25 protein-coding genes and 1 pseudogene are annotated in these 26,088 nt (G+C 43.5%); 5 read left to right on the plus strand and 21 right to left on the minus strand.

Annotation, left to right across the window (positions count from 1 at the left end):
* Window positions 1-74: 74 nt before the first annotated feature.
* From QY97_RS11285 to QY97_RS20845, 5 genes and pseudogenes are all read right to left on the minus strand, one after another.
* Complete coding sequence (locus QY97_RS11285; protein WP_039233504.1) at window positions 75-1,364, minus strand: GAF domain-containing protein; 1,290 nt, start codon at window positions 1,362-1,364, stop codon at window positions 75-77.
* The gene (locus QY97_RS11290) at window positions 1,361-1,618 is read right to left on the minus strand and encodes a hypothetical protein (protein ID WP_039233506.1); all 258 of its coding nucleotides are present in this window, start codon (window positions 1,616-1,618) and stop codon (window positions 1,361-1,363) included. Before QY97_RS11290 ends, QY97_RS11285 begins: the two co-directional genes overlap by 4 nt.
* A 14-nt stretch (window positions 1,619-1,632) precedes the next feature.
* A complete protein-coding gene (locus QY97_RS11295; protein WP_315849915.1) occupies window positions 1,633-2,439 on the minus strand; it encodes a hypothetical protein in 807 nt (268 codons plus the stop codon).
* A 3-nt stretch (window positions 2,440-2,442) separates the two neighbouring features.
* Window positions 2,443-2,628 (minus strand): annotated as a pseudogene (locus tag QY97_RS21080) (ATPase domain-containing protein); the annotation flags it as partial.
* Entirely contained in the window at window positions 2,586-3,056 is a 471-nt protein-coding gene (locus tag QY97_RS20845) for an RAD55 family ATPase (RefSeq protein WP_232506278.1), read from the minus strand. The gene QY97_RS20845 and the pseudogene QY97_RS21080, both read right to left, overlap by 43 nt.
* 435 nt (window positions 3,057-3,491) lie before the next feature.
* Between QY97_RS20845 and QY97_RS11300 the strand changes: the two genes are divergently transcribed.
* Complete coding sequence (locus QY97_RS11300; RefSeq protein ID WP_039233508.1) at window positions 3,492-3,674, plus strand: YhzD family protein; 183 nt, start codon at window positions 3,492-3,494, stop codon at window positions 3,672-3,674.
* Window positions 3,675-3,922: 248 nt separating this feature from the next.
* A complete protein-coding gene (locus QY97_RS11305) occupies window positions 3,923-5,146 on the plus strand; it encodes an ATP-grasp domain-containing protein (protein WP_039233510.1) in 1,224 nt (407 codons plus the stop codon).
* 827 nt (window positions 5,147-5,973) lie between these two features.
* On the opposite strand, the gene QY97_RS11315 is transcribed toward QY97_RS11305, so the two are convergent.
* The 4 genes from QY97_RS11315 to QY97_RS11330 form a co-directional block, all read right to left on the minus strand.
* A complete protein-coding gene (locus tag QY97_RS11315) occupies window positions 5,974-7,485 on the minus strand; it encodes a coproporphyrinogen III oxidase (RefSeq protein ID WP_039233596.1) in 1,512 nt (503 codons plus the stop codon).
* A gap of 95 nt (window positions 7,486-7,580) precedes the next feature.
* Window positions 7,581-8,444 carry an HAD hydrolase family protein gene (locus tag QY97_RS11320; protein WP_039233514.1) on the minus strand — a complete coding sequence of 288 codons (864 nt, stop codon included), beginning with the start codon at window positions 8,442-8,444 and terminating at the stop codon, window positions 7,581-7,583.
* Between the two features lie 158 nt (window positions 8,445-8,602).
* The gene (locus tag QY97_RS11325; protein WP_039233516.1) at window positions 8,603-8,959 is read right to left on the minus strand and encodes a YlbF family regulator; all 357 of its coding nucleotides are present in this window, start codon (window positions 8,957-8,959) and stop codon (window positions 8,603-8,605) included.
* Window positions 8,960-9,024: 65 nt separating this feature from the next.
* The gene (locus QY97_RS11330) at window positions 9,025-10,161 is read right to left on the minus strand and encodes a DUF445 domain-containing protein (protein ID WP_039233518.1); all 1,137 of its coding nucleotides are present in this window, start codon (window positions 10,159-10,161) and stop codon (window positions 9,025-9,027) included.
* A gap of 127 nt (window positions 10,162-10,288) precedes the next feature.
* Here QY97_RS11330 and QY97_RS11335 point away from each other — a divergent pair, with 127 nt between their 5' ends.
* Together QY97_RS11335 and QY97_RS11340 are read left to right on the plus strand one after the other, a co-directional pair.
* Window positions 10,289-10,495, plus strand: a complete 207-nt coding sequence (locus tag QY97_RS11335; protein WP_039233519.1) for a YheE family protein — start codon at window positions 10,289-10,291, stop codon at window positions 10,493-10,495.
* Between the two features lie 64 nt (window positions 10,496-10,559).
* The gene (locus tag QY97_RS11340) at window positions 10,560-10,757 is read left to right on the plus strand and encodes a hypothetical protein (RefSeq protein ID WP_039233521.1); all 198 of its coding nucleotides are present in this window, start codon (window positions 10,560-10,562) and stop codon (window positions 10,755-10,757) included.
* 35 nt (window positions 10,758-10,792) lie between these two features.
* On the opposite strand, the gene QY97_RS11345 is transcribed toward QY97_RS11340, so the two are convergent.
* Entirely contained in the window at window positions 10,793-11,056 is a 264-nt protein-coding gene (locus QY97_RS11345) for a metal-sensitive transcriptional regulator (protein WP_039233524.1), read from the minus strand.
* A gap of 418 nt (window positions 11,057-11,474) precedes the next feature.
* On the opposite strand from QY97_RS11345, the gene QY97_RS11350 reads away from it, so the two are divergent.
* Window positions 11,475-11,690: an alpha/beta-type small acid-soluble spore protein gene (locus tag QY97_RS11350; protein WP_039233526.1), complete on the plus strand. Its 216-nt coding sequence runs from the start codon at window positions 11,475-11,477 to the stop codon at window positions 11,688-11,690.
* Between the two features lie 64 nt (window positions 11,691-11,754).
* Here QY97_RS11350 and fumC read toward each other — a convergent pair whose 3' ends face one another.
* The 11 genes from fumC to QY97_RS11405 form a co-directional block, all read right to left on the minus strand.
* On the minus strand, window positions 11,755-13,131 hold the full coding sequence (fumC, locus tag QY97_RS11355; protein ID WP_039233528.1) for a class II fumarate hydratase: 1,377 nt from the start codon (window positions 13,129-13,131) through the stop codon (window positions 11,755-11,757).
* Window positions 13,132-13,271: 140 nt separating this feature from the next.
* A complete protein-coding gene (gene leuD / locus QY97_RS11360) occupies window positions 13,272-13,865 on the minus strand; it encodes a 3-isopropylmalate dehydratase small subunit (protein ID WP_039233530.1) in 594 nt (197 codons plus the stop codon).
* A 12-nt stretch (window positions 13,866-13,877) separates the two neighbouring features.
* Window positions 13,878-15,290 (minus strand): 3-isopropylmalate dehydratase large subunit, encoded by a 1,413-nt coding sequence (gene leuC, locus QY97_RS11365; protein ID WP_039233532.1) that lies wholly within the window; start codon window positions 15,288-15,290, stop codon window positions 13,878-13,880.
* Window positions 15,291-15,388: 98 nt separating this feature from the next.
* Complete coding sequence (leuB, locus tag QY97_RS11370; protein ID WP_039233533.1) at window positions 15,389-16,498, minus strand: 3-isopropylmalate dehydrogenase; 1,110 nt, start codon at window positions 16,496-16,498, stop codon at window positions 15,389-15,391.
* 18 nt (window positions 16,499-16,516) lie between these two features.
* Window positions 16,517-18,067: a 2-isopropylmalate synthase gene (locus QY97_RS11375; RefSeq protein ID WP_039233534.1), complete on the minus strand. Its 1,551-nt coding sequence runs from the start codon at window positions 18,065-18,067 to the stop codon at window positions 16,517-16,519.
* Window positions 18,054-19,079 (minus strand): ketol-acid reductoisomerase, encoded by a 1,026-nt coding sequence (gene ilvC / locus QY97_RS11380; protein ID WP_039233535.1) that lies wholly within the window; start codon window positions 19,077-19,079, stop codon window positions 18,054-18,056. The genes QY97_RS11375 and ilvC overlap by 14 nt, the downstream gene beginning before the upstream one ends.
* 27 nt (window positions 19,080-19,106) lie before the next feature.
* On the minus strand, window positions 19,107-19,631 hold the full coding sequence (gene ilvN, locus QY97_RS11385; protein WP_039233536.1) for an acetolactate synthase small subunit: 525 nt from the start codon (window positions 19,629-19,631) through the stop codon (window positions 19,107-19,109).
* Window positions 19,628-21,343 carry an acetolactate synthase large subunit gene (gene ilvB, locus QY97_RS11390; protein WP_039233598.1) on the minus strand — a complete coding sequence of 572 codons (1,716 nt, stop codon included), beginning with the start codon at window positions 21,341-21,343 and terminating at the stop codon, window positions 19,628-19,630. Before ilvB ends, ilvN begins: the two co-directional genes overlap by 4 nt.
* A gap of 370 nt (window positions 21,344-21,713) precedes the next feature.
* Window positions 21,714-23,378: a dihydroxy-acid dehydratase gene (gene ilvD, locus QY97_RS11395; RefSeq protein WP_039233538.1), complete on the minus strand. Its 1,665-nt coding sequence runs from the start codon at window positions 23,376-23,378 to the stop codon at window positions 21,714-21,716.
* A gap of 376 nt (window positions 23,379-23,754) precedes the next feature.
* Window positions 23,755-25,716: a transglycosylase domain-containing protein gene (locus tag QY97_RS11400; RefSeq protein ID WP_039233540.1), complete on the minus strand. Its 1,962-nt coding sequence runs from the start codon at window positions 25,714-25,716 to the stop codon at window positions 23,755-23,757.
* A gap of 198 nt (window positions 25,717-25,914) precedes the next feature.
* Entirely contained in the window at window positions 25,915-26,088 is a 174-nt protein-coding gene (locus QY97_RS11405; protein ID WP_039233541.1) for a twin-arginine translocase TatA/TatE family subunit, read from the minus strand.

Raw genomic sequence — 26,088 nt, forward strand, 5'->3', positions numbered from 1 at the left:
TCTTTCCACATACTGAACGCCTCCTAAACCCTATTATACAAGCCTTCTACAAGTTTGGTCAAGAAAGCAACAATCTATACGAAAACAGCCTTAAATAATAAGGGACATTCGATAACCGGCTGGACTCCTGTATCCTCATTAAGCCTCGGCTCTGCTTTTTCTATAAGAGCTGAAGAAGAAAAGCAGCGCCTAGCGGCTTCTTTTAAATAATTCTCCACTTCCCCCTTTACATTCCCTCGGGAAATCATTTGTATTTTTTTACTTTCAGGACTTTGTACAAACACACAGGAAAAAGGGCCTTTTACTAAATTCATACTTATATCGACCAGGATATAAGTGATTTTTTTGTATTCGGGAACGGAGGCCATGAGCTTGCAGATATCCGCTAAAGATGATAAATAGTTTAGCTGTTGTGTGTTCTCTGATTGCAGCGATTGAGTCAGGAGAGCCACTTCCGTAAGGACGGCTGTCTCTTTAGCTACTTCCCTTTCCTTTTGAGAGAGCACTTCAGATGAACGGCTGCCGCCAAAAAAGAGATTAAAGGAACCATCCCGTAATTTAAAGGGAAAACAGAATAAGGATTTGGGCTGTATTCCCGACGATTGAAAGAAGGAGGCCTTAGGGTCCTGGCCTATGTCCTCCCAGTACGTGTCCTCCCCCGTTAGAAGAGCACGGCCAAGGAACCCTTCCCCTAGAGAAAACCTCGTGCCCCGGAAAAGTTCTGTGTCTTCTCCAATCATCGCCGTAATGTCATAGACATCCTCCGACTGAGCTTCTGCTATTCCAAAGAAATCAACCTCATAGCTGCTATCTAAAATCCTTGATAAAAGCTGGAAACATTCTTCCCTGTTCATTTGAATCGCTTTTCGAAAATACTCTATTCGTTCGTTAGAATCAAAATCTTCACTCTCTTTTATACATAATGATATCAGCTCAGCCAGCTTCTTTGTTTTAAGCAGCCATTGCTTTTTGTTTTCCTGAGTTAAAGCGGGTGCCTGCTTGAGGATGGGCTCTGGATCCTCTTCGCTGATGAGAGAAAGCTGTTTTTTTACAGATAAACCCTGCTCTTTATCTACCATGGCCCCCGTCCACAGTAACCATGTTGAACCGACATTTAGTGGGGCTGCGCCTATATAGATCCCCGGAAAAAAATCGTAAAGGAGAGGCGTAGAAATCTTCCACTTACTCTTTACGCTCTCCTTTATTTGATCCAACAGTTCATCAAGCATCCGGTTGCAAAGGAGGTTTTCCCCCTTTGGCGGAAGAATGAGCTCTCCATTTTTGTCAGTTATAAACACGGTCCACCCGTATTGATTGGCGTAGACTTCCTGTAATTCAGCCGTGAGCTCTAATGGTGTATTCATATCGGCTCCAGCTCGCTTGTGAAATCAAACTCACTATGGGTGGTTGGTTCCTGGTAGCGGAAAACGGCAGACGGCCCAGCGCCTATCTTTTGAAGAATGCCTTGTTTAACTAAAAGCTCTAAAACCGGCTCCAGGTCCTCACTCTTCCTTCCGAGTCTGCTTTCCAGCCCTCTAGCGGTCTCAATTAAATAAGGATTGGCCTCAAATAACATCGTGCATTCTAGTTCAAGAGCCAGTGACTCTTTATTTGCCATGATACGTCCCTCCTTTACACTAAACGGATATATGGTTTCTCCTCAATGCTTTCCAGCAAATAAGGCTGTGAAATCTGTCCATCTGGAGACTTGGTCACTTGTAAATACTGATAGGAGCCATCAACCCATGTTTGAATCACCCCGTTGGATATACGTTCTAAAAAGGAGGCAACCTGCTCACCAACTTCTTTAAAATTGCATAATACTAAGACCGTCACTCCTATCGACCTTAAAACAGCCGCCTCCTTTGCAAAGGATGTTAATACATAGTCCGTTCCTCTTTCATTAATGACCGTATTCAAGTCATAACTGGCAAACCAGTTAGTTCCCTTGCTTTTACTGTCTTTTAGCATAGAGAAGCATTGGTTTCTTAAAAACCCCTCATATTCTTCATTGGTCATATTCCAAACCCGAAACACAGCGTCCTCCCACCCTGTTGGCAGGGGCCGGTCATAATGTTCAATAAAATAGAGCTTTTTTTGTTCTTTTAATTGATCGAGTTCAGTACCAAAAAAACTCACAAGAGACCTTAGTTCGTGGATAGTTTGAGAGCCGGAAAGGAGGCTTAAAATACCATCTCCCGCCTTTACCCGCTCCTCATAAATCGCTCCGATGACTTCTCTAAAGTTCGTTTTGCTGCCGGTATCCAGCACATACACAGCACCCCTTGTCATCCCGCCTCCCAAGACGTGATCAAGCTTAGAGATGCCGGTTTTCACCTTTTCTTCCCGGTCACTTAAGTACTGATCTTTCACCGTTTGAGCGGCAGGCAGAACGTAAATTCCATCATCTGAAATATCAAAAATATGTTCGCCTTCCATGATTCTGGTGCCCCTCATTTTTGTTACTTCCAAAGTTCTTTTTCTAAAAGTCTGCTTTTGCTCTCTTAAAAATAAGCGGATCACTCCGTCAACAACAAAATGTTCAAAAGGAATATGCCCCCGCTCTAGATATGACATTTCTTGAATTAGCAGTGAAGTAAGACCAAACTTCCGTATAATATTCCGGATTGTAAAAAACTTTTGGCGTTTTTTCCCTCTTCTTCTCCATCTAAATAACGAAAAAGACTAATGCTGTCAATGACAAGCCGCTTACAATCCAGCTCCTTCACCGTCTGCTCAAACAAGCCATCTGGCATCATCATTTGTTCTACTAAAATATCAGGAGATAACCCGATAATTCTAAGCTTATTTTTTCTTTCAAGATCCCTTAAATCCCAGCCAAAGGATTTCATATCTTTATATATTTGATCAGGGAACTCTTCAAACGTGATGAAGATGCCTGTTTCATTATCGCGAATAATTCCTTCATATAAAAACTGAATACCGATGGTTGTTTTTCCAGTACCAGGCGGACCTTCTAAGATAACAGCAGTCCCTTTTGGCATTCCCCCGTCTAAGATTTTATCTAGCCCAGCTATTCCTGTAGATACATTCATAGGCGAACACACCCCTCTTTATCGTTTATAAGAAAATACCCCCTTAGAAAACCGAATAAGATATATGCATTATCTTATAGTAATCTGCAAGGGCTGAATATCCCCTATCATTCCCAATCTGTATGTATGGAATGAACTAGGAAGTAAATGAATAGTATGTATATGGCTTGATCGTTTGCATAAATACATATTTTCAATATATTTCCTATATACCCAATAAGTAATAAACTAAAATTTTTTTGTCTATTATTTTACAGCAGCTTTACAAGAATGGTGGTACAGTACTTTAAATGCTTTTGTGATTGTTCAAAAGTATAGACTTGTAATTCTTCCCTTTAACTAAAGATGAAAAAAATCCTCTTAAACACCGCTTAAATATTTCAGAAAATTGCAAACTGAGTTACAATAGTAAAAACAATATAAGGAGGCAGAGGAATGGTATATAAGCTGACAGTGTTTGAAAAGAACGGCGAAAAGCTTTTAGACGAATCATTTGAAGCTCAAAATGACCAGGAGGCAAAGGATAAAGGGATGGAACTCCTTCACCATTATGCTTATGAAGATTATACATATCGTTGCGCTTCTCCACTCGGCAAGCTTGTTCTTTTTCATGTGTGAGCAGAGAGGCCCTATTGTGTAGGGCCCTCTCTACTTTTTTTAGGTGTTTTTTCAAAAGGATATTTTTTTCAAAAAATTTACTATTTTAATGGCTTAAAACGTTATAGAACTGTGTATAAATAGATTGCTATGAACTTCGTTAAAGCATGTGCGTCCCTTGCTCACTATATTTCTCCACTTCTTAGCATGCAAAGGGCCTATATCGGGACAAGTACTAAGAAAAAAGAAGATATTTGGGAGGAATTTTCATGGAAGAAATGGCTCTTTTAAAAGAACAGCGGGGTATATCTATCCGCCCGTCACAGACCATTCAAGAAATATATGGGTCAGAGTATATTTACTCGCCTAAGCTATACGCTCAGGATTACGAGCATTTTGCCGGTGATGTGCTCAGCCTGGAAGCACTGACGGGAAGAGAGCTATGCGTAGCAGGCAATGCGCCTGTCATCTGCCACGAGGGAGCAGCAACAGAAGCAGCACTGCAGCTTCTGCATAAGGCTGGATTACATACTCCTTCTGTGCTTTATACGTACCGGACAGATGAAGAATACATCCAGATCCTTCACCAGCTGCAGCAGCAGCAAAAACAGGTAATCTTCCAATATCCTCATCCGGATGACAAGGTTTCACCAGACCTGTACTGGGTGAAACCGGAAATGCACGCCTATCTATGTGATAAGCAGAGCATTCCTGAGCTTGTTCCTCCTGAAAATGTTCCCGGTAGAAGAACAATGAGTCTTCAGCAGCTTTTACAGAAAATGCCTTCCTTCCCTTTTGTATTGAAGTCAGGAGACGGTCGCCCCACTTCAGGGGGCAGCGGTGTGCTGTTCGTGGAAAAGAAAGAACAGCTGTATGAGCTTGATGACTCTTTCTGTGATTTGTCTAATCTTATTGTGGAAGAGTTTATTTCCCACGACCGCAACATGTCAGTTCATTACACAGTTAACCAAAAGGGCGACATTAAATTTTTAGGTCAGTCTGAACAACTCGTGAATAAAGACGGCTGCTTCCGCGGAAGCTGGATCAGTTCGGAAGCAGAGGAGTTTATGGCAAGCATCGTAGAAACCGGCTACTGGATCATGAAAAAGGCCGCCGACAAAGGGTATGTAGGCGCTGCTGGCTTTGATGTACTTATCCGTGGCAATCAGTACTATTTTATCGACCTTAACGTGCGATTTAACGCTTCCACATGCGGGCTATTGCTGTACCCTGCCGTAAGGAGAAAATATGGAACGTCAGTCGTCCGGCTTTGCAATCTAGAGTGGACGGGTGATTTTAACTGTGTACTGCCTACTGTTAAAAGCTATATAGATGCGAAGCAATTCGTGCCGTTAAGCTTATTAGATGCGAGCTATTTTCCAGATGATAAAAAAGTATCTAAAGTAGTCGGCTTAATCCTCGGCCATTCTGTTGAAGAAATCGAAGAGATTATTAATGAGATGACAGCAAAAGGGCTGTACCCAAGAGAATAGATCAAAAAAACCGGCCTTAATTATAAGCAGCTCCGTTTCCGTGGAGAAACATACGCTATAGCATGCTCATTAGCAGACCAAATCGCATATGATTTGGTCTCTTATTTTTCGTTCATATATGAACGATTATTAACTAATAACATACAAAATTACAACCAAAACAACAAATGACAACAGCCATTGTCAAAGTGCTAATTATTATGTTGCCGATCATGTTTTTACTATATTGATTTTTGTATACCAAGTAGGTAATTATAATTTTATGTTAAAGTATATGTAGAGCTTGTGAAGGATTGTCTAAACTAACGAGCAGGCTTATACAATAACAAAATTTATAACTTTATATTTAGCCGAGGTAAAAGTATATGAAAAACCGAAAAAAATGGTGGAATGTAGGACTCATACATTACAGCAAATTTGTTCAATTTTATTTTTTACTTGCTTTATCCTTAATGATTTTTGGAAGTAATGTTATTTTTAAGGCATATTTTATGCTGCCGAAGATTGATTGGATGCTTTGGGCTTCTATATTAATAATTCTTAGCTTTATCTATCTCTTTACTCAGTGCATAAAGAGAATGAAAAAAGAATATGCAGAGAAGAACCTTGGTTACTAAGTAAGTGGGGCTTTGATTAGACAATGATAATAAAGCGGAACGCTTGGATATTAGACCCAAGCGTTCCGTTTTGTTATTTATACGACTAGTTATGGTGTTAAACACACTGTATTTTAGTATGTTACTTTACTTGTTTCTTGAATATTTTCTTCGCATTACCTGAACTACATGCCTTAATTAGCTGGTCTTTTTATGAGTCAGTCGTGTATGTTAGCGGACAGGAAGATCCGAGAACAGCTCGTTCAGTTTGTTAAGTTTCTTCTCCGTGTACTCGACGAACCGCTCATTATACGTTTTGGGGTCCTTCGGATTGGAGAAATGTTCGATTTTGCCTGTATGGCGATCGATAAATTTACTTGCGGCTCCACAGCCAATGCCAATAATCGTTTGGACCTCTTCCATGATCATAATATTATAGATGCTCTCCTGGCCCGGCTTTGAGTAACCAACGTTCTCCAGGTTGCCGAGAATGTTCTTCTGACGATATAAGTAATACGGAACGTACCCATGATCACTTGTCCACTCTTCAGCCATATTCATCATTTTCTCCACTTCTTTACGGTCTGCTACTTGATACTTCTCTTTATTAAGCGTCATTTCTGAAGCGCGCTTAAAGGATAACGTGTGGACGGTTAATGATTCCGGCATCAGCTTCTCTGTCTCATCCAGAGAGTGTGCAAACTCTTCTGTCCCTTCTCCAGGCAGTCCGATAATTAAATCCATATTAATATTATTCATACCGCTCTGCTTAGCCATATGATACTTTTCAATCGTTTCTTCTACTGTATGATGACGGCCGATCGCCTTTAGTGTCTCCTGTGTATAGGATTGAGGGTTGATGCTGATTCGGTCAATATTCCACTTCTTCAAAATCGACAGCTTCTCAGGCGTAATGGTGTCCGGACGTCCTGCTTCTACAGTAATTTCCCGAATATTTTCGACATCCGGAAATACTTCGTACATCAAAGCATACAGCTCGTCCATTTCTTCCGCTGTAATAGCAGTCGGCGTTCCACCACCGTAATAGACAGTTGTAATTTTCACGCCTTTCTCCTGCAGCCAGCGGCCAATCTGCTCCATCTCATAATGCAGGCCGCTCAAGAAAGACGCCACTCTTCCTTGCTTTCCTTGAATGGCGTAAGCGGGGAAGGTACAGTAAGCGCACTTCGTCGGACAGAAAGGAATGCCGATATAAATACTCACTTCATCCTTTACATCATATAAATCTGGCACCATTGTCAGCTGGCGCTCGAGAATCTTCTCCATCAAGTCGATTTTTTCTTCTGTAATCATATACTCACTTTGAAGCTTTTGGCGTACTTCCTCCGTCGTCAAACCAGCCTGACGATGCTTATGGAACAGCTTCGTGGGCCGCATTCCCGTTAAGATCCCCCATTTTTGTGTGATACTCGTATATTCCTGCAAAACACTTAAGAAGACGTGAGAAGCGACCATTTTCATTTGCTTTAACCGCTCTTTATCCCCATCAGCTGTGAGCTTCTTCGTATAGCTCGCTGTATATTCCTTGTCAGATGGCTTGGCTGTCAATACGGCCATCGCATGAGCTTGGCCGCTCTCTTCCTTTAAACGAATATCTATCGTCAAATCGCTCTGCTCATTTTCCTCCATGCACACTTCCGTTTCTTCGAAAAACAAGTTGGCAATCAGCTGCAATGGACGGGCAAACCGGTCATCTTGTAATCCTTTTATATAAATTAACACGCTCATTCACCTTCCTACTAGTTGCTTTCCTTAGCATACTGAAACAGCAGCCTGACGGTCAAGAATAAAAAAAGCGGCTAAATTAGCCGCCCTCTTTATTCGAACTTATTCACCTCTTCCGTTTCTACCCGCCTTTGCTTTCTGAACAGCTCTTTAATCACATAATGGACGCCGCCTTCTTCTTTCTTCCTTGTTACCCAGTTGGCCGCCTTCTTAATATTCAATGGTGCATCTCCCATAGCGATGCCTATACCTGCCTCTCTTACAGCCTGTTCATCGTCTTCATTTGCGCCGATGACTGCTATTTCAGAGCGATGAATGTCCATTCGATCAGCTAAATAAAGAATACTGTTCCATTTGGATACATTAGAAGCACTAATGACGACCTCATCCCTGCCCTTCTTTGTGAAAGAAAGCTCGTGGAACATGTTATTTAAAGCTTGCACAGCTTCTTCTCTTTCTGACGGACGGAAGAAAGTAACCTGCATAGATAAAGGAGAAATGCGCTCCTCAAATAAATGTTCAGCTAAGGAGTCAACAAAATATTGAGAATAGAGGAATCTTTGTGTGCGCTGCCACACGTTTCGCTTAACGAGTGTCTTTGGAAGCCTTCCTCGATTGCTCACAGAAAAGTTCTCATTTGATAAAGTCAGGCGGCAATCAAAGGATTCTAGAAACTGCACAATCTCGTAAGCGACATCTTCATTAATCCGCTGAATAAAGACTGGTTTATCTGACTCTGAAGAAACATACGCACCACCGTGAGCAATTAAGCAGCTTTGCGGATGAAGTGATTTCGCTGCTTTTTTGACAAGCGCCAGCTCACGATTTGAATAGAAGCAAATAGCCACTTGCTTTTTGTGCACATACCGAATAGCTTCTTTTGTGGACTTCATCACACGCCCCCGGTTTTGCCACTGGAGAGCATCTATATTAATTGCTAACAATTTATAGGCCATAGCATGTTCCTCCTTCTTGTTGTCCGTTCTTTTTAAACAGTATGAAGAGGGAACAAGCTTTAGAACAACGTTCCTTTTTTGCTGAACAAAAAAACAGCTCCAAACTATTTGTTTGAAGCTGTCTGCGTGCATTTCTCTTTACTTGTGCCTAGACGCGATCAGTTTTGTTCAGATGTTCCGTAAATTTCTTCAAGCGGCTTCATCATGATTTTGTTAATGTCGCCAATCACTGTACTCATTCTTTGTTCCGCTTCCATCAGCTTAGCAATCAGCTCATTCTGCTGGACAAGTGCAGCGGCTTTCTGAGCCTGCTGTACTTCCTCTTGTGTGATTTCCTGTCCGCTCATTTGCTTTTCTTGCAGTCTCACTTGAATGTCCCGGAAGTTTGCGAAGATTCCGTTAGCCTCTTCGTTCGCATTCACTTGCTCATACAAAGTTTTCAGAGTATGAAATTCTTCGCTTTGTCTCAAGCCTTTCTCTAACTCGTATGCTTGATCATATAAATTCGTCGCCATCTTCTTCCTCCTCTAATATAGTCATGACTCCACTTTAACAGACTATGCAGCCGTTGACGAGAATTTCACCCGATGAAGTGGACAATTACTGCCTGTACAAGACCAATTCCTCCCCCAAGCAGGCCGCCCAGGAAAGTGATCATCTTTAACTCCCGGCGGGAAATATCCAGTACGATCTGTTCCAGCCGCTGAAGCGAAAACGTCTCGACCTGGTTCCGTACAATTTCTCCAATTCCCAGCTTCTTCATGATTACAGGTACGCGGGAAATCGCTGCTTCACCCGCATGGTCAACAACAGACGGAATGATTTCATCAATAATTTTTCCTTCAAGCGGCTGAAGGAAATCAGCCACCGGACGCTCAAGCAATGCCGGGATATTTAACTGGTGCAGAACAAACTGTTTTAATTTGCTTAAAGCCTGTTCCTCTGGGACATACTCGAAGATATCTTCCCATTTCCGATCAAGCAGCTTTTCCCACTCCTGCATAAGCACACTGTCCAGCAATTCCTTTGTACCCGGATTATTTATAAACTTTAAAATTTCAGGTTGAATCTTGTCCTCGAGCGATGTGTTTCCTAAAATCATTTGCAGCATGCTTCCCAGCTTGCCGCGTTCGAACAAGAAATCATCTGCCATTCTTTTAATGCGCCATTTTCCTTCCATGCTGGAAAAATAATCAGAGCTTTTTTGCAAAATGTAAGAAGAAACATCAGGCACCTTGCCTTCTAAAGCATCTAGCCATTCAGCTGGGAGTGACTCGCGGACTGTTTGATGCAAATAGAAACCTTTAATATGGTCATATTTATCATCTATCCACTTCTCGACCCATTCTTCCGCACGCTTGCCCGGCTGGCTAAAGTGAAGGTCTTCCAAAAGGGACGATACTGTTTTTTCAGATGCCAAAAGCGGCTTTACTTCCTGCTGAAGCATAGATTTTACCTCTTGGCGGAACACAGGCTCTTGCAGTTTTTTCTCCAAACTGGCAGGTGTCAGTAAATGTTCTTCAACGATGCGGCCGATCTGCTGGGCCAGTTCTCCTCTTCTCTTTGGAATTAAACCTGGTGTAAACGGAAACTTCCATTTACCAATGTAAATTGAATTATAAGGACGAAACAGCATCTTTATAGCAATAGCGTTGGTTACTGCTCCGATGGCTGCTCCGATAAGTGCCATAAAAATAAGCAATCCAATAAAACCCATCTCTTTGTTCACCTTCCATCTGTGATCGCCGGCTAATCCGGCTCTTTCATTATAAGTGGATTCTGCAAAAATTAGCAAATATTGTCCAGTATTAAGGAGAATGTTACGATAAAAATGGGGTGACAAAATGCTGCTTCATTTTCAATATAAGCCGCTTTATAAAGAACAAAAATTGCCTGGCTGGTCGTTTTCTTTCTACTATCACAAGCAGCGGTTAACGGGCAACTACTTCAGCGATGGAACGATTGAATGGCTGTCGGATATACCTCAAGAACGCGAGCAGCTCGAACAGCAGATACACGAGCTGATGCTTTTTCATGTTTATGACAGCTAGACTTGGGGGCTATGAATAACTCCTTCTTTCCCTGAACATATTAAATGGTAAGGAGGGGTTTGCCTTGAAAGACAAACACGAACATTTTCCCTTTCTGCCGGATACACAATTTGAAGGCAGAGACCAGGTGTATTTAGATATCGACCGAATGATCAATGAGGGAATGTCCGGAGGATCTGTGCATATGCGAGAGGATTCTCTTACCGCTAATATCGAAGAGGTCATCCCTTTTATGGATGAAACACCTCCTAATCAGCAATAAACAAAATGAAAAGCTGCCCTGTTTAACAGGGCAGCTTATCTGCTTCGTACAAGCATATCTACTGCTTCTTGGATGGATTCTTCTGCATTCTGGCCCTGTTCGTGGGCTTCACGAATACAGCCTTCTAAATTTTTAGCTACGACCAGTCCAATAGAACGGTCGATAGCTGAGCGTATAGCAGACAGCTGTGTCACTACGTCTTTACAGTTTTTTTCTTCCTCCATCATTTTAAGAACACCACGAATCTGGCCTTCTATACGACTGAGACGATTTTTTACATTGCGGTCGTATTCTGTCATTATGTTGACACCTCATTTTTCTCCTGAGAATTCTCTCTGCTTCCCTTCATAAGGACGGCTGAACAAGATATCCAGGCTGACTGGAAGCCGTTGTTTTTGATCTATAAACCATAGGAAAAGGAACCAGCCATCCGAAGAGAGAAATCATGCAGCCGCTTCTTTTAAGCACTCGTTTTTATGTACATTAGTATAACACATAACCAGACAAAACACGCGATAAAGCAAACGCATAAGGAATAAATTACCACTATTTATTATTGCATAAACTTTTTCAAGCTAAACATACTAGTAGTACAAACAGCAAATACTTCTCTATATCATTGATGGGCCAACCAGATAGTCTGGACGCAAGCTATTGCGGACTGGTGCAAATCCAGCGGCCCAACCAAAAATAAAAAACAACAGGAGATGACAAAACATGGCAAACAACAACAGCAACAGCAATAACCGCAACCAATTGTTAGTACCAGGTGCACAACAAGCAATTGATCAAATGAAATTCGAAATTGCTTCAGAATTTGGTGTACAACTTGGCGCAGATTCTACTTCTCGTTCTAACGGTTCTGTAGGTGGAGAAATCACAAAGCGTCTTGTAGCAATGGCTCAACAACAAATGAACGGTTTCCAAAAATAACTTTTACAACTTCATAAATGTGGAACGAGCCTCTGACAACTCTGTCAGAGGCTCTCTTTATTATTTAGGGAAGGTTAACCATTTTAGCCGGATCAATCCACTCGTCATATTGCTCCTCGGTTAAATAGCCTGTCTTGATGGCTGCTTCTTTTAAAGTACTTCCTTCTTTATGGGCCAGCTTAGCAATTTCAGCCGCTTTTTCATAGCCAATGTACGGGTTAAGAGCAGTTACCAGCATCAAAGAACGCTCCATTAGCTGTTTAATGACATCACGATTGGCTTCAAGGCCTGCCGCGCACTTCTCATCAAATGAACGGATGCCATCTCCGAGTAAGCGAATCGATTGAAGCACATTATAAATAATCACCGGCTTAAAGACATTCAGTTCAAAGTTCCCTTGGCTCGCTGCAAATCCGACAGTCGCATCATTGCCAAACACCTGAGAGGCAATCATCGTCATAGCTTCACTTTGCGTCGGGTTTACTTTACCGGGCATAATAGAGCTTCCCGGCTCGTTTGCAGGGATGGACAGCTCGCCAATACCGCTTCTTGGACCGCTTGCCAGCCAGCGCACATCATTAGCAATTTTCATCATATCGGCAGCAAGCGCCTTGAGCGCTCCATGGAAATAAACAATCTCATCATGACTGGTTAACGCATGGAACTTATTTGGGGAAGAGTAGAAAGCATAGCCTGTTTGTACTTCAAGCTGCTTCGCTACTTTATCGCCGAAGGAAGGATCCGCGTTAATGCCTGTGCCTACAGCTGTGCCGCCGATAGCCAGGCTCAAAAGGTATTCCTGAGACTGTTCAATCATCTCTACGCTGCGCTCCACCATCTTGCGCCAGCCTGAGATTTCCTGACCCAATGTGAGCGGTGTAGCATCTTGAAGATGAGTGCGTCCGATTTTAATTAAGTCCATGTATTCTTTTTCTTTTTGCTCTAGTGTATTTCTAAACTGGGCAAGTGCAGGCTTCAGGTTCTTCTCAACTGCTGTGTACGCAGCAATATGCATAGCTGTTGGGAAAGTGTCGTTAGAGCTTTGCGACATATTCACATCATCATTTGGATGAATCCACTTTTCCTTCTCAGCAATTTCATTCCCTCTTCTTGCGACAACTTCATTCATATTCATATTGGATTGCGTACCGCTTCCTGTCTGCCAGACAACTAGCGGAAAATGCTCATCCCATTTTCCATCGATGACTTCATCACAAGCTTGAACAATGGCTTCCTTCTTCTCTTCTGACAGCTTGCCCAACTCTGTATTAGCAATAGCAGCCGCTTTCTTTAATTGTGCAAACGCATATGTAACTTCAAGTGGCATTCTTTCCTGACCGATGCGAAAATTTTCTCTGCTTCGCTGTGTCTGTGCCCCCCAGTATTTATCTGCCGGTACCTTCATTTCCCCAATTGTATCCCGTTCAATTCTGTATTCCATGTTCTTTACCTCCTCTTTGTCTGACAGTCCCATATCACTCTTCCCTTTTTCCCTCCCGTTCATTCCAGAAAACCCAATTTTTCAAAAAAAGAGCCGCGAATAACTCCGCAGCTCTTTTCTGAACAGACCCGCAGAGTAAATTACTTTCCTGCTGCGATTTTCTCTTCATATTTCTTAATATTATCTTCCAGGTTTAAGGTAACAGCGATTTCGTCCCAGCCGTTTAACAGCATTTCTTTCCAATAAGGGTCAATATCAAATTCCGCTACGAACCCTTTTCGGTCAAAAACGTCCTGGTCCTTCAAATTAACGAATAGACGGTAACCAGGCTCTTCTGCTTTTTTCATAAGTTCTTCTACTTCTTCCTCTGTCAGGCGGATCGCCAAAATGCCGTTTTTCACACAGTTATTGTAAAAAATATCCGCAAAGCTCGGAGCGATCACGACTCTAAAACCATAATCCAGCAAAGCCCAAGGTGCATGCTCGCGAGAAGAGCCGCAGCCGAAGTTTTCGCCTGCCACTAAAATTTCCGCATTCTCATACTGTGTCTGGTTCATAATAAAATCTTCTCTTTTATTTCCTTCGTCATCGAAGCGCCAATGATGAAAAACATATTGGCCAAAGCCTTGCCGTTCAATACGTTTTAAAAACTGTTTCGGGATGATTTGGTCCGTATCAATATTCGCACGATTGAGAGGGCAGACAACTCCGTTGAACTTGTTGATGGCTTCCATTCTACTTCCCCCTTATTGATGAACTTCTGCTAATTTGCGTACGTCAGTGAATTTCCCTGTTACCGCAGCGGCAGCGGCCATTTGCGGGCTGACCAAGTGTGTTTTTGAGCCATTTCCTTGGCGGCCTTCAAAGTTACGGTTAGAAGTAGATGCGCATCGCTTTCCTGAAGGAACGATATCGTCATTCATTGCTAAGCACATGCTGCAGCCTGATTCGCGCCACTCAAAACCTGCTTCTGTAAAGACTTTATCTAGGCCCTCTTCTTCCGCTGCTTTCTTAACTGTTTGAGAGCCCGGTACGACAATAGCAGTTACTCCTTCTTGCACTTTCCGGCCCTTCGCTACCTGGGCAGCAGCGCGCAGATCGCTTAGGCGAGAATTCGTACAAGAGCCAATAAATACATAATCAACCGCGATGTCCTCAAGTTTTGTACCAGCCTCAAGACCCATATATTCCAACGCACGAGCTACGGACTCACGGTCTGCCTCACGTTCAAATTGACTTGGAGTTGGTACGGAAGCGCTAATGCCGCTTCCCATAGAAGGATTTGTGCCCCAAGTGACCTGAGGCTCGATCTCTTCTCCTTTAATTTCAAGCGTGCGATCATACTCAGCACCTTCATCAGTGGCAAGAGACAACCAGTACGCTGCCGCCTTATCAAACTCTTCTCCCTGAGGTGCATAACGGCGGCCTCTTAAATACTCTACTGTCTTCTCGTCTGGGCTGATTAACCCAGCGCGAGCACCTGCTTCAATGGACATGTTGCAGACAGTCATTCGCTCTTCCATAGAAAGATTTTGAATAGCTTCGCCTGTATATTCAATAATATGGCCCGTACCGGCATTCACACCATATTTCGCGATGACGGCTAAAATCAGATCCTTTGCAGTTACACCAAAGCCAAGCTCTCCAGTTACCTTCACTTGAAGAGTCTTTGGCTTTGTTTGCCATAATGTTTGGGTAGCAAGCACATGCTCAACCTCACTCGTACCGATGCCAAATGCTAAAGCACCGAAAGCGCCGTGTGTAGATGTGTGACTGTCTCCACACACAATGGTTTTCCCTGGCTGAGTTAACCCTAACTCTGGTCCAATAACGTGAACAATCCCTTGGTCGGGGTGGTTAATATCTGCTAACTCGATGCCGAACTCCTTACAGTTTTGCTCAAGTGTTGACATTTGTGTCTTTGAAATAGGGTCATTGATGACATTGCGGTTTACCGTCGGCACATTATGATCCATCGTAGCATACGTTAAATCCGGACGGCGCACTCGACGGTTATTCATACGCAAGCCTTCGAAAGCCTGTGGCGATGTCACTTCATGCACTAAATGAAGATCAATATATAAGAGATCGGGCTTCCCCTCTTCCTGATGTACTATATGTTGTTCCCAAATTTTTTCGATAATTGTCTTAGGTGCCATACAACAGCCCCCCTCACTGTCTTATTTTGAAAAAAGAGGTGTTCCGGTCTCTAACGAAGCACACCGGAACCCTCTCATATATCACGATAAATCTTCGATTACATATATACGTCTGCTTCTGAAGATACTGTTGCTCCCTCTTCTACTCGCTTAATAATTAAGTCAATCATTTCGTCCGTTCCCACCACTTTGCCTTCTGTTAACTTAAGGTCTGGTGTTTGGTAACCGGCTTTCAATGTTTCCTGTACAGCTCGTTCGATCAATTCTGCTTCTTCTTTTAAATTAAAGGAATACTTCAGCATCAATGCTCCTGACAGAATCATTGCCATCGGATTAGCTTTGTTCTGACCGGCAATATCTGGCGCTGAGCCATGGACCGGTTCATATAAGCCAAATCCATCTTCCGCCAGGCTTGCTGAAGGCAGCATGCCGAGGGAGCCTGTAATGATTGAAGCTTCATCACTCAGAATATCTCCAAATAGGTTCTCAGTAACAATCACATCAAATTCTTTTGGATTGCTGATCAACTTCATCGCCGCCGCGTCTACATACATATGCTCTACTTCAACCTGCGGGTAGCGCTCTGCTACTTCGTTTACCACTTCACGCCACATTCGGCTTGATTCAAGAACGTTCGCTTTGTCGACGGAAGTCAGCTTGTTATTGCGAATGGAAGCAAATTCAAAGCCCTTTTCAACGATACGTTCAATCTCTGCTCTTGTATATTGCAACGTATCTACTACGACCTCTTGATTAGCTCCGCGCCGCTCACTTGGCTTGCCGAAATACAATCCGCCAGTAAGCTCGCGGATAATCATTAAGTTCACATCTTCTGCAATTTCAGGCTTAAGCGGAGAAGAATGCAGCAGGCTTTGGAACCCAACGACCGGACGAAGGTTAGCGAATAAGCCGAGCTCTTTGCGAATAGCAAGAAGACCACGCTCTGGACGAATGTCGGAAGGAAGGCTATCCCATTTAGGACCGCCGACAGCTCCCAATAGTACTGCGTCACTTTGTTGGCAAAGGCTTAGTGTTTGCTCAGGAAGCGGTGTATTCGATTCATCAATGGCTGCTCCGCCAATGTTTGCATATTCAAATGTAAACTCATGGCCAAATCGCTTTCCAACCGCTTCTAGAACAGCTACGGCTCCCTTCGCAATTTCTCTTCCAATTCCATCCCCAGGCAATACTGCTATATTCTTTTTCACGCTAACTCCCCCGTTACATTAAATGTGATGTACTTTTTGCAATTCCTTCTGCTGTGCCTCTAATGTCAACACTCGGTTAACCGCATTTAGGTATGCGCGGGCAGAAGCTTCAAGAACGTCTTGAGCTGTTCCACGTCCGCTCGTTTCAATTTCTTTATGGTTAATGCGTACGTATACTTCTGCTAATGCATCACGCCCTGCACTAACTGAATTGATTTTGTAGTCTTGCAGTGTCACTGGTTCATTCACTAGGCGCTCAATCGTATTATAGATCGCTTCTACGCTTCCAGATCCTGTTGCCGCTTCTGTTACTTGGTCACCATTCGGCAATGTAGCAGAAATAGTGGCAGTAGGAATATTCTCCGTACCGTATTGAACCTGCACACTGTTTAACTCATAACGGCTAACATCGACTGTTTCTGTTTGTTTATCAGCAAGAATGGAGAAAAGATCTTCCTCCGTGATTTCTTTCTTCTTGTCTGCTAAATCCTTGAATGTGCTAAATGCTTCATTCAATTTCTCCTCAGACAGTTCAAATCCAAGGTCTAATGCCTTGCTCTTGAAGGCATGTCTGCCTGAGTGCTTGCCAAGAACAAGTTTATTAGATTTCAAGCCGATCAGCTCTGGCGTGATAATTTCATAGGTTGTCTTCTCTTTCAATACGCCATCTTGGTGAATGCCTGATTCATGTGCAAAGGCATTGTCACCGATTACCGCTTTATTTGCTGGAACAATCATACCTGTTAATTTAGATACAAGACTGCTTGTACGTTTAATTTCATCTAGCTTCAATCCTGTTGAAGCCTGGTAGAAATCATTGCGGATGTGAAGCGCAACAGCCACTTCCTCAAGGGCTACGTTACCGGCACGTTCGCCAATTCCATTAATTGTTCCCTCTACCTGGCCAGCACCGCCCTCGATGGCTGCTAAAGAATTAGCCGTAGCCATTCCTAAGTCATCGTGGCAGTGAGCTGATAGAATCGCCCGGTCGATGTTTGGTACATTATTCTTTAAATAAGAGAAAATATCTTTAATTTCTTTTGGTGTAATATAGCCAACTGTATCAGGAATATTTACGACGGTTGCCCCTGCATCAATGACCGCTTCCGCTATGCGAGCCAGAAAATCAAGCTCAGTACGGCAAGCATCCTCGGCAGAGAATTGAACCTTCGCAAAACGTTCCTTCGCATATTTAACTGCTTGCACAGCTCTTTCTACTACTTCATCCTTTGACATTTTCAGCTTATACTCACGATGGATAGGAGATGTAGCAAGGAAGACGTGGATACGTGGTTCTTCTGCACCTTTTAATGCTTCCCATGCTGCATCAATGTCATTTTTATGGGAGCGTGCAAGGCCAGTCACTGAGCTGTTTTTAACAGTATTAGCAATCAGCTTCACTGCTTCAAGGTCGCCCCTTGAAGCGGCTGGAAAGCCCGCTTCAATGACATCGACCCCAAGTCTCTCAAGCTGTTTAGCGATCTCTAACTTTTCAATCGTGTTTAAGTTTACACCTGCCGACTGCTCGCCATCTCTTAGCGTTGTGTCAAAGATCTCAACCTTTCGCACCAGAAGACACTTCCTTTTTCGTTTGTTTTTTTACGAATGGCATCATTTCACGAAGTTCTCTTCCTACTACTTCGATTGGATGTTGTTTTTCTCTTTCATTAATAGCTGTGAACTCCGGACGGTTCAGCTGGTTTTCAAGCAGCCATCCTTTAGCAAATTTACCAGTTTGGATATCTTCTAGCACTTCTTGCATACGTGCTTTTGTTTCAGCTGTGACAACACGCGGGCCTGACACGAAATCACCCCACTGAGCTGTGTCGGAAATAGAATATCTCATTCCTTCTAATCCGCCCTCGTACATTAAGTCAACGATTAATTTAAGTTCATGCAAGCACTCGAAGTATGCAACTTCCGGCTGGTAGCCAGCTTCAGTTAATGTTTCAAATCCAGCTTTCACAAGAGCAGATACGCCGCCGCAAAGAACCGCTTGCTCACCGAATAAGTCTGTTTCAGTTTCCTCTTGGAAAGTAGTTTCCAATACACCTGCACGAGCAGATCCAATTCCTTTTGCATAAGCAAGTGCAATATCCTTCGCTTGACCAGTCACATCTTGGTAAATCGCGATTAGTCCTGGTACGCCTGCACCTTCTTCATATGTACGGCGTACTAAATGGCCTGGACCCTTAGGGGCGGCTAGGAATACATCAACCTCTGCCGGCGGAACGATTTGGTTAAAGTGAACGTTGAAGCCATGAGCGAAGGCTAATGTCTTTTCTGCTGTTAATTCAGGCTCAATTTCGTTTTTATATACAGCCGTCTGGTACTCGTCTGGAAGAAGGATCATGATTAGATCTGCTTCAGCACTTGCTTCGCGAACAGACTTTACATCGAATCCATCTTGTACTGCTTGATCCCAAGACTTACCTGGTCTTAAACCGATGATTACTTCTACTCCGCTGTCACGTAAGTTTTGTGCATGTGCATGTCCTTGAGAGCCATAACCGATGATTGCTACTTTCTTGTTTGTTAAAACGCCTTCGTTGATATCTCCGTTGTAATATACTTTTGCCATTTTTCATCATCCTCCAAAATAATTGTTTTAATAGTTTAAAAGTGTAGTTGGTTTAGCATCTAATACTTGCTTTTGAGAACCTCTTTTTAAGGCTGTTTGGCCTGTACGGGCCATGTCTTTAATTCCGTATGGGCGAAGCAGGTCAATCATCGCTTCGATTTTTTCGAAGTTTCCGACAACCTGGATAGTGACACTGTCCTTTGCCACATCAATAATAGTGGCACGGAATGGCTCGATAATCACATTGATCTCCGCCCGTGTTTGCGGGGTAGTCAAAACCTTGATTAATGCAAGTTCTCTGGAGACAACAGCCTGCTCGGTGATATCGGCCACTTTCAGCACGTCAACTTGCTTGTTCAGCTGTTTTAATACCTGCTCAGCTGTGCGGTCATCCTCCACATGAACAATCACTGTGATTTTCGAAATGCCTTCGGTCTCTGTTGGACCTACCGTAATGCTTTCAATATTAAATTGTCTCCTTGTGAAAAGCCCTGTGATTCTATTTAGTACACCACTTTGGTTAAGTACCGTCACCGTTACTATCCGTTTCATGGTCTCACCCCAATCATTTCATGAAGTCCTTTGCCTGGAGCAATCATTGGGCACACTTTCTCTTTTGGTTTGATCTGACAATTGATCAAGACCGGCTTGCGATGGTTAAGAGTTTCCTTTAGCACTTTTGCTGCTTCCTCTTCCGTATTAACAGAATAGCCTTCAATGCCGTAAGCCGCAGCTAGCTGAATGAAATCAGGCTGATGCGGGAGCAATGATTGTGAATATCTTTCTTCATAGAAGCTTTCCTGCCACTGTCTTACCATTCCAAGTGCCTGGTTGTTATAGATAATAATCTTGACTGGCAGATTCAGCTCGGAAATTAAGCTTAGCTCCTGCAGCGTCATTTGGAAGCCGGCATCACCTACAATGGAGACAACAGTCTCATCTGGATGAGCAATCTGTGCACCAATTGCAGCCGGGAAGCCAAAGCCCATCGTGCCCAGCCCGCCTGATGTGATCCAGCGGTTTGGCCGGCTGAAACCATAGTATTGAGCCGCCCACATTTGATGCTGGCCAACGTCTGTTGTAACGATTGCTTCTCCATCCGTCAACTCGTGAATCATCTTGGTTAATAGCTGCGGCGAGATGCCTTCTCCGCCTTCTGTATGCCATAGAGGGAAGTCTTTCTTATCCTGTTGCAGCATAGCTCTCCACTCATCTGCTTGAGGCACAATAAGTTCCATTTCAAGCAATCTTTGAAGCGCTGCTTTTGCATCCGCAACAATTGGAATATGCGTATCGACGTTCTTTCCAATCTCTGCCGGATCGATATCAATATGAGCAACAGTTGCATTTGGCGCAAAATGCTGCAGGTTACCTGTTAGACGGTCATCGAAGCGAGCACCGATATTGATAAGCAAATCGGTATGATACAGGGCCTTATTCGCCGTATGCGTCCCATGCATACCGGCCATCCCTAAAAATAGAGAATGGTTTGCCGGGAACGTGCCGAGCCCTAAAAGGGTATTAACAACTGGAATATCCATCCGTTCGGCAAGAGCAACTAACTCCTCAGAAGCTTGTGCGTGAAGTACTCCTGCACCAGCTAGAATGACCGGTTTCTTTGCCTGGGCAATCGCCTCCGCCAATTTTTTCACCTGCAGTACGTTAGGCGTCGTGTTCGGCTGGTATCCAGGGAGATCAACCTCTGCAGTAAATTCAGGCTTGGAAACAGTCGTCGCGATATCTTTAGGGATATCAATGAGCACTGGTCCCGGGCGACCTGTCGTTGCAATGTGAAACGCTTCTTTGACGATTCTTGGGAGATCCTTTAGATCTCGCACCTGATAATTATGCTTTGTGATTGGCATGGTAATTCCAATTACATCCGCCTCTTGGAATGCATCTGTCCCAATGACGCCCGTAGCTACTTGTCCGGTAAAGACAACGAGCGGAAGCGAGTCCATCATTGCATCCGTAATTCCTGTAACGAGATTCGTTGCTCCAGGACCTGAAGTCGCAATAACAACTCCCGGCTTGCCTGATACCCTTGCATACCCTTCAGCTGCATGAATAGCGGCCTGTTCATGTCTCGTTAGGATGTGACGAATTGGATTTTTATAGAGAGCATCGTATAGCGGAAGAACCGCTCCTCCTGGATAGCCGAAAATGACTTCTACTCCTTCGTTTTTCAACGTTTCAATAAAGAGATCAGCTCCACTGATGGACAGAGTCAACGGTTTGGCTTCTGTTTTTACTTTTGCGCTCATGCACTTTCCCTCCAAATTGTTGTTTTCTAAATCGCAAGAGTAATGGGGCTTTTCAAAAAATAAAATCCAAAAAGAAAAGCTTTTTTCACCCCACACGCCTACTTCTCCTATAAGCGCAGGGGTGAAAAAAGCTTTCTCATTTCACGGTACCACCCTGGTTCATGACATTTTCACAAATGCCACCTCGTGAACAATCAGTTGATTGTTCGTTTTGATAACGAGTAAGTGTTACTCGGCCATTCCTAATTGTTTCCGTTCAGACTGGCACTCAGAGGGGATGTCGCTATAAGGGGTATACCGGCTCTCAGCCCCGCCGGCTCTCTGTGAATACGGATCCTTACAGCTTTTACCTCGTCTACGCTTTTAATAATTAAATTTTCATTACTCCGCCCGTGTTAGCTGATGTAACAAGCTTAGAGTATCTTGCTAAGTAACCTTTTTTAATCTTTGGTTCAGGCTGTACCCAGCCTGCTTTTCTTGAAGCAAATTCTTCTTCAGTTAAATCAACATCAATTGTACGGTTAGTTAAATCAATCGTGATCTTGTCCCCATTTTCAATAAAAGCGATTGGACCGCCTTCAGCTGCTTCAGGTGAGATATGGCCGATTGAGATGCCTCGGGAAGCTCCTGAGAACCTTCCGTCCGTAATTAAAGCTACTTCCTTATCAAGTCCTCGTCCTGCGATCGCCGCTGTAGGAGCGAGCATTTCAGGCATTCCCGGTCCGCCTTTAGGTCCTTCATATCTAATGACGACTACATGGCCCGCTTTGACTGTTCCATTATTGATGCCTTCCTGTGCCGCATCCTGTGAGTCAAACACGATTGCTTCACCAGTGAAGGTCTTAATGGATGGGTCAACAGCACCGACTTTAATGACGCCTCCGTCTGGTGCAAGGTTTCCGAAAAGGATGGACAAGCCGCCAACCGGGCTGTACGGATCATCACTTCTGCGAATGACCTGGTCGTTCTTGATCTCTGCATCTTGCACGTTTTCATAAACGGATTTTCCGGTCACAGTAATTCGATCCCTGCTTAAGGCTCCAACTTTGCAAAGCTCATTAATAATCGCGCTTACGCCGCCTGCTTCATGGACATCTTGCATGGTATAAGGAGAAGCCGGGCTGATCTTGGCTAAATAAGGAACCCTTTTAGCTACCTCATTGATACGGTTTAGATCGTATTCAACTTCTGCCTCATGAGCGATAGCAAGTGTGTGAAGAACCGTGTTCGTCGAACCGCCCATCGCCATATCAAGTGCAAATGCATCATCAATGGCTTCTTCTGTGATAATATCTCTAGGCTTAATGTCGTTCTCAATCGCGTTCATTAAGTGCTGAACTGCTTGCTTGATTAATTTATGACGTTCATCTGAAGTAGCGACAATCGTTGCATTTCCCGGCGGTGTAACGCCCAGGATCTCCATCAAGGAATTCATAGAGTTTGCTGTGAACATTCCTGAACATGATCCACATGTCGGGCAAGCATTCTCTTCAATCTCCTTCAGCTGTTCTGCTGAAATCTTCCCGGAGTGGTGAGCTCCTACTCCTTCAAATACGGATACAAGGGAAAGCGGCTCTCCTGATTTTGTTTTTCCGCCTTCCATCGGACCTCCTGATACGAAAACAGAAGGGACATTCGTCCTAGCAGCTGCCATCAGCATTCCTGGAGTTATCTTGTCACAGTTAGGGATGAAGAACACTCCATCAAACCAGTGAGCATTAATAACTGTCTCAGCCGAATCGGCAATTAGCTCTCTGCTTGGCAGGGAATATCTCATACCAATGTGACCCATTGCAATTCCGTCATCTACTCCAATTGTATTAAATTCGAAAGGTACGCCTCCGGCTTCGCGGATAGCTTCTTTGACCACTTCAGCAAATTTGTTTAAATGGACATGACCTGGGATAATATCAATATAGGAGTTACAAACTCCAATGAAAGGTTTGTTCATGTCTTTTGCTTTTACTCCCGCCGCATAAAGTAAGCTTCGGTGGGGAGCGCGATCAATTCCCTTCTTTATCATATCACTGCGCATACTATCTCTCCTCCAGGTGTCTTCAGGCTACATGTTAGTCTGTATTGAGTGAAATATCTCACTATTCTGTCTGCAAAACACCTTTCAATCCAGGTGTTCACTTATATTCTCAATTCAGAAAATTAAGTGTATGTTGAGGACAATCATATCCTTCTTTTCAGCATTGGTCAACACCTTTTAAAAAATTTTTAGATAATTAGAATTATTGATTTTACAGCATTTAAACATGCAATCGCTTACAAGGTTGATATTATTAGATTTTTCATTTTTGCTCTTTTTCGAATTAGTTTATGACTTTTTTGTCACTTGGTTTTTCAAAGAAAAACAACAAAAGGTTTACCGAGGGCCATTTTCCCGCTACCCTCGGTAAACCTTTTTAGAATAAATCCTTCCACTTCTCGACTACTCTATCAAACCAGCCGTCCTCTTCCTCTTTCTCTCCCTGTTTTTCCTCTATCGGAGGGACGTTGAAAGACGAGCCTTCCAGATCTGGCTCGATTTCCTGCATAATCTCTTTAAATAACGGCACGGCTCCCTCTGAACTGTTCGTAGCAAGGTGATTTTCTTCGTCAGCATTCTCTACACCAATCCATACGGTTCCTACGATATCCGGCGTATAGCCGACAAACCATTGATCTTTTGTTCCGCTGACTCCTTCAATCGGCACCTGCGTTGAACCCGTTTTTCCGGCAAGCTCCAGCCCCGGAATTCTCGCATTCCTTCCTGAGCCCTCTTCGACTACATTCAGAAGCATAGCGTTAATATCGTCCGTCACTTCTTTCGTCGTAACCTGTGTTTCCTGAGGAGCAGACTTTGGTTCTACTTCTCCTTCTGGACCCACAATTTTCTTAATAAAAAAGCTGTCTTTTCGCACGCCATTATTAGGGAATGTCGTATAGGCCTCAGCTATTTGCAGCGGAGACACTCCTTTATACATTCCGCCAAGAGCAATTGCTAAGCTCTTATCTTCTTCTACTAGTGGAATGCCGAAACGCTCAAGCGCATCTAGACCTTTGGATAAGCCAATCTGGTCTAGGAGCCAAACAGTTGGAACATTGAGAGACTTTTCAAGCGCCGTCTTCATGGTTACTTCTCCCCGGTAATTCCCTCCATAGTTCGTTGGCTCGTATTCACCTCCGAAGGTCATTGGCTCATCCTTCAGCATCGATGTCGGTTCATAGCCCTCTTCTAAAGCCGGCGTATAAACAGCAAGCGGTTTTAAGGTTGAACCCGGAGATGTTCGCATTTGGGTCGCGTAATTAAACCCTCTAAACACATGCTCCCCTCGCTTGCCAACGATCGCCACAACTCCGCCAGACTTAGGATCAACGAACACGGCCGCACTTTGAGTTGGATCGCCATTCACAGAATCAGGGAAGACCCAATCTTTCTCATACACCTTTTCAAGGCCAGATTGGATATCCTGATCCAAGGCAGTATGAATTTCATAGCCTTTCGTTAGCAGGTCATCTTGTGTCAGTCCGAACCGGCTAATCGCTTCACTAATCACCGCATCCGTATAGTAAGGATATTTTCCCGCTAAAGGGTCGCCGCTTGTATCCTCTAGATTCACGTTCTCCTCTTTAGCAGCCGCTGCTTCTTCCTGCGTAATATATCCATGCTTAACCATCTGATTTAATACCACATTTCGGCGTTCAACCGCTCCTTCTAAATTCTTATAAGGATCAAGCGCAGACGGTGCTTTAATAATCCCTGCAAGCATAGCTGCCTCGGCAATCGTTAAATCATTTGCCCCCTTGCCAAAGTACTTCTTTGATGCAGTTTCAACTCCCCATGCACCGCTTCCGAAATAGATGGTATTTAAATACATTTCTAATATTTCTTTCTTGCTGTATACTTTTTCAATTTCAATAGCTAAAAACAACTCTTCTATCTTCCGCTTATACGTCCGCTCATGGGAAAGCAAAGCGTTTTTGGTTAGCTGCTGGGTAATGGTGCTCCCTCCTGCTACGACATCTCCAGAAAAGATATTCGTGAAGAAGGCACGAGCAATGCCCTTTACATCAAATCCGTTATGCTCGTAAAAGCGATGATCCTCAATAGACACAACGGCATTCTGCAAATGCTCAGGCATTTGGTCAATTGGAATGCTTTCTGAACTCTTAGCTGATATCTTGCTTGCTTTCTCTCCTTCCGCATCATATATGATCGTCGATTGAGAAAGCCCTTCTTTTAGCGTTTCTACATCAGCAGACTTCATAAAGTAAAAAACAAATCCCAGTCCCGCTAAGATAGTAACAGCTATGGCCAGGATGAGAATTTGCGTTAAGTGAAATCTCTGCCACAGCTTTCTTAGAAACTTGCTGACTGTTTTCATAATTGATACTTGTCCTCCTGAAAAAACTGAATTCCCCTTTATTGATCCGTATGGATATATACAGGTTGCTCTATTGCTGCACACAACAAGAACTTATTATAACTGATTTGACTCTATCCGCCAATTTTCAACTATTTTCTACATCTCCTCTGCATAAAAAAAGCTGGAGCAATTGCCCGCAGCCTTCTGCATATTCCGTTACTGGTTCGTTTTCTTATTTTGTTCATCGTCTTCCATAACGCCCTTCATTCCCCGTTTGAATTCGTGAAGTGTCTGTCCCGCTGCTTTTCCAAGCTGAGGAAGTTTAGAAGGCCCAAAAAGCAACAAGGCTACAATCAATATAATGGCTACTTCTCCAAAGCCTAAATTCAT

Source organism: Bacillus thermotolerans (assembly GCF_000812025.2).
Classification (GTDB): Bacteria; Bacillota; Bacilli; order Bacillales; family Domibacillaceae; genus Quasibacillus; species Quasibacillus thermotolerans.

Bases quoted from the DNA above. Each gene is read 5' to 3' on its own strand.
- QY97_RS11305 (WP_039233510.1), top strand. From the start codon at position 3,923: ATGGAAGAAATGGCTCTTTTAAAAGAACAGCGGGGTATATCTATCCGC.
- ilvN (WP_039233536.1), bottom strand. From the start codon at position 19,631: ATGAAACGGATAGTAACGGTGACGGTACTTAACCAAAGTGGTGTACTA.
- leuD (WP_039233530.1), bottom strand. From the start codon at position 13,865: ATGGAAGCCATCAACAAGTTCAACGGAGTTGTCTGCCCTCTCAATCGT.
- QY97_RS11335 (WP_039233519.1), top strand. From the start codon at position 10,289: ATGCTGCTTCATTTTCAATATAAGCCGCTTTATAAAGAACAAAAATTG.
- QY97_RS11400 (WP_039233540.1), bottom strand. From the start codon at position 25,716: ATGAAAACAGTCAGCAAGTTTCTAAGAAAGCTGTGGCAGAGATTTCAC.
- QY97_RS11300 (WP_039233508.1), top strand. From the start codon at position 3,492: ATGGTATATAAGCTGACAGTGTTTGAAAAGAACGGCGAAAAGCTTTTA.
- ilvB (WP_039233598.1), bottom strand. From the start codon at position 21,343: ATGAGCGCAAAAGTAAAAACAGAAGCCAAACCGTTGACTCTGTCCATC.
- ilvC (WP_039233535.1), bottom strand. From the start codon at position 19,079: ATGGCAAAAGTATATTACAACGGAGATATCAACGAAGGCGTTTTAACA.
- QY97_RS11405 (WP_039233541.1), bottom strand. From the start codon at position 26,088: ATGAATTTAGGCTTTGGAGAAGTAGCCATTATATTGATTGTAGCCTTG.
- QY97_RS11290 (WP_039233506.1), bottom strand. From the start codon at position 1,618: ATGGCAAATAAAGAGTCACTGGCTCTTGAACTAGAATGCACGATGTTA.
- QY97_RS11295 (WP_315849915.1), bottom strand. From the start codon at position 2,439: ATGGAAGGCGAACATATTTTTGATATTTCAGATGATGGAATTTACGTT.
- fumC (WP_039233528.1), bottom strand. From the start codon at position 13,131: ATGGAATACAGAATTGAACGGGATACAATTGGGGAAATGAAGGTACCG.
- QY97_RS11325 (WP_039233516.1), bottom strand. From the start codon at position 8,959: ATGGCGACGAATTTATATGATCAAGCATACGAGTTAGAGAAAGGCTTG.
- ilvD (WP_039233538.1), bottom strand. From the start codon at position 23,378: ATGCGCAGTGATATGATAAAGAAGGGAATTGATCGCGCTCCCCACCGA.
- leuC (WP_039233532.1), bottom strand. From the start codon at position 15,290: ATGGCACCTAAGACAATTATCGAAAAAATTTGGGAACAACATATAGTA.
- QY97_RS11285 (WP_039233504.1), bottom strand. From the start codon at position 1,364: ATGAATACACCATTAGAGCTCACGGCTGAATTACAGGAAGTCTACGCC.
- QY97_RS20845 (WP_232506278.1), bottom strand. From the start codon at position 3,056: ATGAATGTATCTACAGGAATAGCTGGGCTAGATAAAATCTTAGACGGG.
- QY97_RS11320 (WP_039233514.1), bottom strand. From the start codon at position 8,444: ATGGCCTATAAATTGTTAGCAATTAATATAGATGCTCTCCAGTGGCAA.
- QY97_RS11350 (WP_039233526.1), top strand. From the start codon at position 11,475: ATGGCAAACAACAACAGCAACAGCAATAACCGCAACCAATTGTTAGTA.
- QY97_RS11345 (WP_039233524.1), bottom strand. From the start codon at position 11,056: ATGACAGAATACGACCGCAATGTAAAAAATCGTCTCAGTCGTATAGAA.
- QY97_RS11330 (WP_039233518.1), bottom strand. From the start codon at position 10,161: ATGGGTTTTATTGGATTGCTTATTTTTATGGCACTTATCGGAGCAGCC.